Below are 1,221 nucleotides of genomic sequence, written 5' to 3' on the forward strand. Positions count from 1 at the left end.
GACCGTGCCGGCCGCCCAGCAATTCGGCGCGCTGCTCGCGCCCGGCGAGCGCGTGGCCGCGGTCGGCTACGGCACGCGCAACGCCTACGGTGAAGCGCTGCAGGCGACGGCGTTCGGCGCGCCGGGCCATGTCGTGAATCTCTATGACGATGTCGCGCACTGATCGCGCGACGTCGTTCCTCAATCCATCGAAAGGAGTCCTGCCATGCACTGGATCGATCCCGCCTGCCTGCCCGAAACGCGCGGCCGCGTCACGCAGTTCCTGCTCAATCCGCACGGAGAAATCGACGGCCTGATCCTGAACGGCGACCTGCAGGTTCACGTGCCGCCGCACCTGGGCCGCGAACTGGTGCGCCGTGTCGCGGTCGGCGACCGCATCCGCGTGCGGGGCGTCAAGCCGCGTCGTGCCGCGATGGTCGCGGCCGTGCAACTGACCGGGCGCGACGGCGTCGACATCAACGACGATGGGCCCGCGCACGCTGCGCCGCCGAAGCCGACGCACGCCGCTCGACAGCCGATGGAATCGAACGGCGAAGTCGCGTTCGGGCTGCATGGGCCGAAAGGCGAATTGAACGGCGCGTTGCTGACGAGCGGCGTCGCGCTGCGGGTGCCGCCGCATGCAGCTGAAGCGCTGCACGATTATCTGCGTCCCGGTGTTCATGTGCAGGCGTGGGGGCATGGCGTCGTCACGCCGCACGGCACGACGCTCGACGTGAGCGAGATCGCCGAGCTCGTCGATGCGGATGCCGAATGATCGTGCGACGGTGAGGCGACCATGAGGCCGGCACGCGCGCTCGAAGCGCTCAACTTCTTCCTGGCCGACGTGCAGGCCGGCATCGGCCCGTTCATCGGCGTCATCCTGCTGTCGCGCGGCTGGGGCGCCGATGCGATCGGTTCGGTCATGACGCTGGCCGGGCTCGCCGCGATGGCCGCGACGCCGCTGGCCGGCGCGCTCGTCGACGCGGTGCGCGCGAAGCGGGCGCTGATCGTCGTCGCGGCCGCCGCGACGGCACTGGCCTCGCTCGCGCTGATGTTCGTCCACGGCTATCCGGCGGTGGCGGCGTCGCAAATCCTGGCGGCGGTCAGCGGCGCGGCGCTCGCGCCGGCCGTCGCGGGCGTGACGCTCGGCATCGTGCGGCGGCAGGGGTTCGACCGGCAGTTCGGGCGCAACCAGATGGCGAACCATGCCGGCAACGTCGCCGGCGCGGCGCTCGCGGGGTG

The 1,221-nt window shown here is 71.5% G+C and carries 2 protein-coding genes; both read left to right on the plus strand.

From position 1 onward, the window contains the following. Positions 1 to 205 precede the first annotated feature (205 nt). Positions 206 to 754 (plus strand): hypothetical protein, encoded by a 549-nt coding sequence (locus JMF90_RS37745; protein WP_011549890.1) that lies wholly within the window; start codon positions 206 to 208, stop codon positions 752 to 754. 21 nt (positions 755 to 775) lie between these two features. Further along, positions 776 to 1,221 (plus strand): MFS transporter (locus JMF90_RS37750; RefSeq protein ID WP_201326411.1); only part of this gene is annotated, 446 nt, incomplete at its 3' end.

This window comes from Burkholderia sp. E168m23, from assembly GCF_016586125.1.
GTDB lineage: Bacteria > Pseudomonadota > Gammaproteobacteria > Burkholderiales > Burkholderiaceae > Burkholderia > Burkholderia orbicola.